This is a genomic window from bacterium (assembly GCA_035370465.1).
In the GTDB taxonomy this organism is placed as follows: Bacteria; Ratteibacteria; UBA8468; order B48-G9; family JAFGKM01; genus JAGGVW01.
Window position 1 is genome coordinate 1 of the sequence record DAOOVW010000059.1, and the last position, 9,195, is coordinate 9,195.

The following is a 9,195-nucleotide window of genomic DNA, read 5'->3' on the forward strand; positions in this document are numbered from 1 at the left end:
CAAAATATGCAATGAAAATTGAAAGTAAAAGACCAGAAATAAATGCTCTTCTTGTAAAGAATTTATCCACATTTACCTCCTGAGTAAGTATTCAAGCCCAATTCATACTTAAGTAGCAAGTAGAGATTCTTTATAGGGTCCATCCTATCCAAACTATTGTCTTTTTTAAACAGAGAAGAGGTAAGATTAAAAATTTATTTCTTTATTACATTTTCTGATGAAAAAACTTTCTCTGCATTCCTAAACAATATTTTCTCTTTTTCTTCATCCGTAATTTTAGCAAATTTTACTTTATATATTGAACCAGATGGTTCATTTATTGCATTACCCGTTCCTAATAGAATCTGGTTAGGAATTTCTTTTACTAATTTTTCTATTACTCCTGCAACTAATATATCAGAAATTTCTATAAATAGGTTTTTACATTTTTTAAATGAAGGAATAAGAAGATTGTTTACCTCTGAAAATAATTGAGTGTCATAACCACATATAACTATTTTCTGTGAAGAGTATTGTTCTGCAAAATTTATAATTTCTGAAATAGGATAAATAGGGGGGGAAAATCCCATTTTGTTTGCAATTGAGCAGAAATTATAACAAACTTCAACTGTTATATAAAGAGGTATATTTTCTTCTTTAAATAAATCCATAAAGGGGTTAAGGAAAACAATATCTTTTAAAGAATAATTATGAAGAGAAGGAGAGATTCTTGCAATTTTAAAAGGATATTTATCAAAATATTCCATTGTTTCTTTTAATCCCCAGATAGGATTAATACAAGCAACAGGAATAAACCTATTAAGATAGGGAAAAATTTCTTTAATGAGCCAGAGATTACCTTCTTTAGTATCAGTTACCAATGCAACAGTTGAAGTAACAACAGAAATATCAATTTTATTTTTGTCCATAATTTTAAGAAATTCTTCTACCTTTGTTATCCCTTTTGTCCTTAATCCCCATCTTCCAAGATAACTATTTGAATCAATAATCATAATTTGAGAGTCCTTTTTATATTTAAACCTAAAATTTTCTTTTTGCTTTCTTCTGAAAGTTTAGAATTTTTAATAATCCCTAAATTAATTGCTGGATTAACAAGAACAAAATCACTTCCAAAAATTACTCTTTCATCTCCTACATTAGAGACCGCCTCTTCAAGAAATCCTTGCTCAAAAATAGTTCCTGATAGGCAGAGTATAATATTTTTTTGTTCTTTAGCAAACCGACTCATCTGTTTCCATTTTGTATTTCCTATATGAGCAAAAATAAAAGTTGCTTCTGGATATTTTTGAGAAATAAATTTAGCTTCTTCTATACTATCTTCCCCTGTATGTAAGAAAAGAGGGATATTTAATTCTATTGCTTTCTCCACTATGGGAAAAGTTAAAGGGTCATTATAAGGTATTTGAGAAAGGTCACAGTGAAGTTTGATACCTTTCATTCCTTCTTTAATACATTTGTCTAACTCTTCAATAGATTCTTTTCCAAATAGGGGATTTAAAGTAGAAAAGCCAATAATACGCGAAGGATATTTTTTCATAAGTTTTAATACCCTGTTATTTCCTAAAGAAACATCTGTCAGAAGATAAAATGGACAACAAACCATTGCCATATCAATACCAAATTGGTCTAATGCAGATATATATTCTTCTTCTGAAATTCTAATTCCTTTCATCTCATAGGTATTCCAGCAAGTATGAGCATCAATAATCATTTTTTAATTCTCCATTAATTTTAATGTTTGGTTTAAAATTATATCATAACTTTCTTCTCCCAGCATTGCTACTGAAACTTCATAACCACCTTCTTTATAACTTTCTTTTGTAGGTATATACAACAAATCGTCATTCGTAAGGTAAAGAATATATGTATCAGAAAAAGGTGCCTTTTTCTTTATTTCAAGTCCTAATTCTACAAATGCTTCTCCTGGGATGCCAATAAAAACCAAATTATTAACAGAAAAAGTTATAATTTCTGAAATAATTGTTTTTTTATTTCTAAACCTTCTATTCATATCCCATCGCTTAACTATTTCCTCACGAATGGGAAGTTCAACAAAACTTTTTGCTACTTTTAATTTTACATCTGAAGTAAATTTAATATTTTTTAATACTCTTTTTACCTCTATTGCTAAATTTTCCCCTAATTCTCCCATTCTTTGAAATCCTTCTAAAGCCCTAATAGGTCCAATATTCCCACACGCACCATTTGAGAAAAAAGCAACCCCTCCAATGTCTTCCTCTATCAATCTTTTTGCTACTCCTGGATAGTCAGCAGAAATAGAAAGGTTATCTATTGGTAGACATATTGGGTGGCATGTATAATTAAAAAAAGTTGCTATTGGTTTTGAATTCATATCTTCAATACAAATTACACCTACTTCATCATCTACTGGCCCTTTTGCATATTTAAGTAATTGAGGTTCATCATAAAGATAATGATGACTTCCATCTGGTAAGTTAATTCTACGATTTACACTCTCTTTAATTGCTCCTCTCCCCATACCAATTTTTGCTTCTTTCATATTTCTCAATGCAATACAAATACCATTAGCAATTTTCTTGCAAAGTTGGTAAATATAAGAAATATCTTTTTCAGGATAAGGAAGAATAAACCTGGTATTTGGTCCATAGTGGGTATGAGATGCAGTAATTAAAAAATTCTCTAAATTAATTTTCCCCTTAACAAGTTCTTTTATTTTTTCTGTAATTTCTATATCTATTCCTATTAAATCCGCAGTAACTATAGCGAATTTTTCTTTTCCATCATCAAGAATCAATATATTGGCATATAAATTATCATGTATACTTTTTGCTATATGTCCTCTTCCCATACCTGCCATTTCACAACCAATTGAAGGTGTAATATCTACTTTGGAAACACCACATCTAAAATTTTTTCCCATTTATTATCTCATCTATTTGTATCTCCTTAGCAATTTTCCTTTCATCTGCTTTTTTCATAAAAACCTCCCTAAAATTATTTCATCAACACCAACAAAAAAATGGTCTCTTCTATATCCTTCTGGAATAAATCCATTTTTTATATAATAAATTAAAGCCCTTTTATTATGTGCAGATACGCATGTGGATATTTTCCTCTGTTTTTTACTTGCCCAAAACTCTTCTGCTTTTTTCATCAAAATTTTTCCAACACCCTTACTGAAATACTCTGGTTCAACTCCCACTATTTCAAGAGAACCCAACCCATTTTTTCCCGCTGTTACACTTATATAACCAACAATCTTTTTATTATCTTCTACAACAAAAGAAATTCTCTCTGAAAATGCATCTTTAAAATTAGATTTTTTCTCAAAAACAGAAGGGGAAAATTCATTGAAGTTTTCTAATTTATCTCCTAAAAATGACTTAAATGCTTTTATCATTAATTCAGAAACTTGTTTTGCATCTCCCTTTTTAAATTTTCTGCATCTCATTTTTCTCATCTCCTCTCTTAATAAATCTGTTAAGATTTTTTATATTTATATTTTTCTTAATTTTTTAATATCTTTTTTATATCGGAAAGGATTTCTTCTCTCGCTTCCTTTATATATTCTAAACTTGCTTCTTTTGCGGTTTTTGAATACCATTTACTTTCATCAAATTTTTTCATATCAACTCCATCAGGACAAAAGGTAAGCATCAAAGATGTTTCTTGTTTGCCTGCATGGTCAATTGGAAATTTTTTTTGTATTTCCTCTGTAATAAAAGGATGAATTTTTATCCAGTTAAATGGATCCTGCCCTTTCTCCTGTTGTGTGTAATAATCTTTTGAACTTTCTTTTCCCCACCAGCCCTCTCCTAAATTTGCCTCTATAAACTCAAAAATTGACTGTCTTGCTGCAAATTTAAATGCGAGGTCTGTTGGCATACCTTGAACAAAATTTTCACTCTGATGATGAATAAAAATATGTATGTTTCTAAAACCAATTCTTAATAACCCATTAAAGAGCCCTTTGGCAAAAGGGAAAAGTGAAGGACCTGGTATATGAATTGTTCCATTGTTTTCTGGTGGTTCAACACCATAACTTGCTGCTCCATAATAAAAAGGTGGTAAAATTACAACATCCATCTCTTTTTCAATAATTTCAAGAGCTCTTATAATTAGTAAAGTATCAACACCAACCACTAAATGCTCACTATGATATTCAATGACTCCAACAGGTAAAACAACTGGGGTATTGTCTTTTATTGCTTTTCTTATCTGGTCCGGAAACATCATTTCATACTTCATTTCTCCCCCTCTTTATTTTCAATTTTAATATTTTAAAATCCCTCTCATACCCCATTGTGCTTGGAAAATTTTCCTATTTTTTGACATTACACTTCAATTATTTTCATCAGTTCACTACTTAATAATTCAGCACCTTCTTTTTTTACTATCACACCGTTTTCCCACCTTAAACCAAAGTCATCACAATATAAAAATGTATCAACTTGAAATGTCATATTTTCTTCAAGATAATAATCAGAGTTTGTTTCCATCCAGGGTCTTTCAACTTCAATCATCCCAATTCCATGACACGGGCCATAAAGGATATTTTTCCCAACTCCTATTTTTTCTCCATATTCAAAAAATTTCTTAGCAACATCCCCTGCTTTAACTCCGCTTTTAATCCAGTCAATTGTTTTTTTGTGCATATCAAGCCCAGCAGAGACAAGTTTTTTCATCTCTTCTGACATTTTCCCTATACATACAGGTCTTCCTACACTTGAAGAATATCCTGCTACTCTTGCCCCAATATTTAACTGAATTAAATTGTTTTTTCCTAATTTTGTATACGAAGGTCTACCAATTGCATTTGTTGAGTTTTTTCCGGCAAGAACATACTGAGGATGTCCTTCATATTCTGCTCCATTTTTATATAAGGACTCCTCAATAATTCCAACAAGTTGTAATTCTGTCATTTCTGGTTTCATATTCTCAATTGCTTCTTTTAATGCAATTTCTGAAATTTTAAATGCCTCTTTCATCATTTTTATTTCAACTTCACTTTTTTTTATTCTCATATCAACCATTATTTCATCACTTTTTATTATTTCTGCATCAGGTTCTGCTTGTTTTATTGCTTCATAGATAGGTATAGGAAATATTTGGTATCCAGCAATTCCGATTTTCTTTACTTTTTCTCCAACCATCTCTTTGAAAACAATTGAAAAATTATCAAGTTTCATCCCTGGATATTCTGGTTCTGCACTTTCTCTATACTGTAAAATTCTATATATCTTTTTAACTCTGCTTCTATTCATTGCAAATGTTTCACTTTCAGGTCCAATAAGAAGTGCAATTCCCCCATTTTTAGAAATTGCAACCCCAGATGTCTCAAATATAGGCCAGTAATCAGTCAAATACCTTACATTTGCAAAATCTGCTTCATTTGATTGAACAATCAAAATATCCAGGTTTTTTGCTTTCACTTTCTCAACTACTTCCTTCCATCTTTTTTCAAATTCACTATCCGGTATTTTTATTTCCATTTTTTACTCCTTTTTCATATATACCACATGATTTTCTTATAATTAATTTTGTATCAATTTTCACTTTTTTAATATCACTGAATTTTCTTTTCCCTTTTATTTTATCCATCAATAATTCTGCTGCACTCTCCCCTATTTTCTCTGCTTGCTGGTCAACTGTCGTTAAAGGGGATTCTAATATCTGACCGACTTCCATATTTCCATAACCCACTAAAGAAATATCTTCAGGAACTCTTAAATTTAATTCTCTAAGTGCTTTGTATGCACCTACTGCAACCTCATCATTACAGGCAAAAATTGCATCTGCATTATAGTTTAAAAAATATTTTTTAGTTTCAAAATATCCATCTTCTAAACTCCACTTTGTAAATCTTATTATTTTCTCTTTTATTTTATATTTTTCAATTGCATTTATATATCCATTTCTTCTCTCATCTGCACTTGAATCACCAACAGGTCCTAATAAATGTAAAATTTTTTTATTCCCGAGTTCTATTAAATGTTCTGTTATTAAAAATCCCCCTTTATAGTCATCTGACATAACTATATCTGCAGAAATACCAGGAATTTCTACATCTATTATTACAATAGGTATCTCTTTACTAATTTTGTCAACTGTTGACCTGTTTGTATGTGTATAATAAGAGGAAATAAGAAATAACCCCTTCCTTTTTTCTTTTAAAATTTTTCTTAAATATATCTTTTCTTCAATTGGGTTATCTCTTTCCGAAAAAATTGTAAATTCTATTCCTTCTCTGCTTAATACTTTCTGGATTCCTGAAATTATCTGGAAATAAAAAGAGTTTCTTAAATTTGGCACTTTTATTACAATCAGGTCTTTTATTGTATTTTGCCCATTATTAAATTCCTGTGTTAAAAAAGTCCCCTTACCTGGCATTCTAAAAAGTAAGTTCTCATTTATCAATTCAATTATTGCTTCTCTTACAGTCATTCTGCTAATACCAAATTCCTCTGCTAATTTTTCTTCTGAAGGAATTTTTTCCCCTGGAAGAATTCTCCCTTTTCTTATATCTTCAAGAAGTTTCTCTTTAATTTGTTTTGATAACGGTACATAACTATTACTTTTTATTTTTCCCATTTTTTATTTTCCTCATTTTTTTGTCTGATATCATTATACATTGAAAAAAAATTTTGTCAAGAGGTAAAATTGAACCTAAAATTCTGTTATGGGAAGATTTTTAAAGATACCATCCTTTTCTCTGCAAACTATAAAAATCATATGGTATAATGCCAAGAAAAAATATTATTTTTATAATAGATATGTGAAAAATTATTTTATTTTTGTATAAAACCATCCTGTTCTAAATATTTTAAAACCTCTCTCACAGGTGTTCTGCTTACCTTGAATTTTTTACAAAGGATTTCTTCTGTTAAATGACTATTATTATTTAAAATAAATTCGTTAATCTTTTCCCTTGATTTATCTTTTTTTGTTTCCATTTTATTCCCCTTTTTGTATTCAATTTATCATCCTTATTTTTTTGTTAAGTCATTTTCTAATTTGCTATTCCTTCTGTTTTTATATATTTTCACATCTTTTTTGTATACATTATAATCTATTCTTTTCAAGATAATTTTCAACAAAGTTAATTTATAAATTTTTCTCTTCATGTAATTTCAATATGAAACCATCTAATTATTGCCACGCATTCTTCAACACACCAAAATGCAGCAAAAATTTCTTTATTATTCAGTTTAATAATAGTTGGTAAACCAAATTTTAAAATATTCATTTCTTTCACTATATTCCTTTGCTTACGAGTAAGTTGGGAAAAATGTTCGCCCCATAAAGGTACTTCTTCATCGTTAATCCACTTATTTCCATCTAAATGTGAAATATTAGCCCATAAACCTGGTTTATCAGTTCTTCTGTATAAACTCAAAATTTTATTATCTTCAAGATATATAGGAGTACATGTCTGTCCTTTCAAACCTGTTGATTGAGGGGCAGAAAAAGTTTTTGCCCTATCCTGAGAAATAGCATAATGGATTTCCATGTCTTTCTTGTCTTTTAGATTATGTGTCCAGCAAACAGACAGAAGTTGTTCATTCGCAATTTTTATTAGTTTTTGTTCCCAATAAACAATTTCTTTGTTAGAACCATCCATAACAATAGAATATTCAGACCATGTTTTTCCTTTATCATAAGAACGCAGAACTATTGCTTTCATTCCTATTGGGTCTTCCCCATTCCATCCCTTCCATGTTGATGTCGGAATTAACCATTCATTTGAAGTTAATGCAACAACAGGTGAACAGATTTCAAAAGGATGTCCTTTAATTGGTGGAATAATTATTTCTGGTTTTGTCCATATAAATCCTTTATCCTTTGAACGAATTAAAAAAAGTTCAGTCGGAACAAATCCATTTGTTTCTGGATTGAGAAGTTCTTGCTCATCACTATTGCGTATAAAATATGCACCAAACCCAATAATTTCACCATCAGCACATAAACTTATACGACATGTAGATGATATAAAATCTCTTTTGATAACAGGCAAATCTCCTTCAAAGACCCATGTTTTTCCACCATCAGAAGAACGGGAATATACAGGATGGCAATCAACACTATCAAAAGCACTACCTATGGTAAAAGATACAAGAATATCTCCATCGCGTAATAGTACAAGAGAAGGGAAATACGCATGCAAACTTTTCAAATGTGGTTTTGAATTCCGATAGACAATACCCGATTTTTTAACTTTTATCATTCTTTTTCTTCTAAAAAGTATTTCTAAAAATATTTAATACTTTATTATTTTTATATATCATTTTTCTTTTCCTGTCAACTTCTTCACTTCTTTAAATGAAATGTATTATCTTCTATATTACAAAAAGCCAAGATATAATTATATTTTTTGAATGTTTTAACTTTAATTTCTTTATTTTCAAATTCAGGAAATAAAGATAAAAATTTTCCTTTTAATTTTACTTTGAATTTTTCTCCATCTGTGCTTTGAATAAAAATATCTTTTGGAGAGAAAACAAAACCAGTCCCCAATGCTTTTGCAACTGCTTCCTTTACACACCAAAGAGTAATTAATGAAATACCTTTTGTTTTCTCAATTTCTTCTTTTGATAAAAATTTTTTAGCAATTTTTTTTATATTTTTATTCTTCTTTTCAATATCTATTCCAATAAACTTAGAATCCCCACAGGTAGCAACACTTATCCCATCTGTATGAGAAATTGAAAGATAAATTTTTTTGTTTTTCAAAAAACAATATGCGTTCCCCTTTTGCTCTCTGTTTATTTTTATTTCTTTATATCTTAATTTTTCTCTGCCAAAATATTGAGAAACACCAAATTTTCCAACAATTCTACCGGAGATAAATTGTATTTTCCTTTTTCTGTTTTTAAAATTTTTAAATTCCTCTTTCTCTTCTCTGGTGAAAAAAATAAAAAGAAAAAAAGGTAAAAAAAGAAAGAAAAAACAATCAATTTTTATAAAATAACAATTATCAATTTCTTTAATTTTTTTTATCATTTTCTTTATCAATATTAAGTTATTATAACTTTAAACCTGACAATAAAAAAATTAAAAAATGCAGTTCCATTCAAAAATTTGACAAAAAAATAAATATGTTTTATACTTTTCATAGTTAAAATTTTATGATGGTTGTTTCTTGTTTTTCAGAGTTGGTACGTCATTTCCCCCTTTAACAAAGGCCTGTCCGACGCGCTTTTTGGCGGAGGGATA

At 29.3% G+C, this 9,195-nt stretch carries 10 protein-coding genes; all 10 read right to left on the reverse strand.

The features are described 5' to 3' along the window. Positions 1-194: 194 nt before the first annotated feature. The 10 genes from PLW95_07265 to PLW95_07310 all read right to left on the reverse strand — a co-directional run bounded on the left by PLW95_07265 (position 195) and on the right by PLW95_07310 (position 8,982). Positions 195-992: a hypothetical protein gene (locus tag PLW95_07265; protein ID HOV22452.1), complete on the reverse strand. Its 798-nt coding sequence runs from the start codon at positions 990-992 to the stop codon at positions 195-197. Beyond that, a complete protein-coding gene (locus PLW95_07270) occupies positions 989-1,711 on the reverse strand; it encodes an amidohydrolase family protein (GenBank protein ID HOV22453.1) in 723 nt (240 codons plus the stop codon). The genes PLW95_07265 and PLW95_07270 overlap by 4 nt, the downstream gene beginning before the upstream one ends. 3 nt (positions 1,712-1,714) lie before the next feature. After that, positions 1,715-2,902, reverse strand: a complete 1,188-nt coding sequence (locus tag PLW95_07275; protein HOV22454.1) for a neutral/alkaline non-lysosomal ceramidase N-terminal domain-containing protein — start codon at positions 2,900-2,902, stop codon at positions 1,715-1,717. Between the two features lie 54 nt (positions 2,903-2,956). Continuing rightward, a complete protein-coding gene (locus tag PLW95_07280) occupies positions 2,957-3,433 on the reverse strand; it encodes a GNAT family N-acetyltransferase (GenBank protein ID HOV22455.1) in 477 nt (158 codons plus the stop codon). A gap of 56 nt (positions 3,434-3,489) precedes the next feature. After that, positions 3,490-4,230, reverse strand: a complete 741-nt coding sequence (locus tag PLW95_07285; protein ID HOV22456.1) for a creatininase family protein — start codon at positions 4,228-4,230, stop codon at positions 3,490-3,492. Between the two features lie 86 nt (positions 4,231-4,316). Further along, on the reverse strand, positions 4,317-5,474 hold the full coding sequence (locus PLW95_07290; protein ID HOV22457.1) for a Xaa-Pro peptidase family protein: 1,158 nt from the start codon (positions 5,472-5,474) through the stop codon (positions 4,317-4,319). Continuing rightward, on the reverse strand, positions 5,452-6,573 hold the full coding sequence (locus PLW95_07295) for a GntR family transcriptional regulator (GenBank protein ID HOV22458.1): 1,122 nt from the start codon (positions 6,571-6,573) through the stop codon (positions 5,452-5,454). Before PLW95_07295 ends, PLW95_07290 begins: the two co-directional genes overlap by 23 nt. 197 nt (positions 6,574-6,770) lie before the next feature. After that, the gene (locus PLW95_07300; protein HOV22459.1) at positions 6,771-6,935 is read right to left on the reverse strand and encodes a GntR family transcriptional regulator; all 165 of its coding nucleotides are present in this window, start codon (positions 6,933-6,935) and stop codon (positions 6,771-6,773) included. Positions 6,936-7,102: 167 nt separating this feature from the next. Then, positions 7,103-8,206, reverse strand: a complete 1,104-nt coding sequence (locus tag PLW95_07305; protein HOV22460.1) for a sialidase family protein — start codon at positions 8,204-8,206, stop codon at positions 7,103-7,105. An 83-nt stretch (positions 8,207-8,289) separates the two neighbouring features. Beyond that, positions 8,290-8,982 carry a 4'-phosphopantetheinyl transferase superfamily protein gene (locus tag PLW95_07310; GenBank protein ID HOV22461.1) on the reverse strand — a complete coding sequence of 231 codons (693 nt, stop codon included), beginning with the start codon at positions 8,980-8,982 and terminating at the stop codon, positions 8,290-8,292. Positions 8,983-9,195: the final 213 nt, after the last annotated feature.